Consider the following 567-nt stretch of genomic DNA (forward strand, 5'->3'; position numbering starts at 1 on the left):
GCAGGACTGTATCACCAGCCTGAACCGTCTCGGCTTGCAGCAGATCGGCGAACTCCTGCGCCAACCCCGCGCCCCACTGTCGCGCCGCTTCGGCCGCCCGGTGATGGATGTGCTCGACGGGCTGACGGGTGATCGCCCTCGCTCACTCTCGCCCGTTCGACCACCGCCGGTCTTCGTGCAAGCCGTCAACTTCCTGGAGCCGATCGTAACCCGGCCGGCGATCGATCGCGCCTTGGATGCGCTGCTCGAGCCGCTGTGCCGCACATTGGCGGAGGCCGGTCAGGGCGCGCGGGAAGTGACCCTGCGCGCCTTCCGGGTCGATCGCGAGGTGCAAGAAATCATCATCGGGACGGGTCTGCCGACGCGTGTCCCTGCCCATCTCCGCCGCCTCTTCGCGAATCAGTTGGAGCGTCTGCAGCCTGATCTTGGCTTCGAGCGCATGACGCTCGAGGCTGGCATGACCAATGACATGGCCGGCTCTCAAAATATGATGGCCACGGGTGGACCGGCGGAGGCCGCTCGGGCCGAGGCCTTGGCGCAGTTGCTTGACCGTCTGTCGCAGCGACT

General features: G+C 66.7%; 1 pseudogene. It reads left to right on the top strand.

The window, feature by feature from the left end:
- Nucleotides 1-567, top strand: a pseudogene (locus GSQ92_RS30510) (DNA polymerase Y family protein); the annotation flags it as partial.

It is taken from the genome of Acidisoma sp. S159 (genome assembly GCF_009766125.1).
Lineage (GTDB): Bacteria > Pseudomonadota > Alphaproteobacteria > Acetobacterales > Acetobacteraceae > Acidisoma.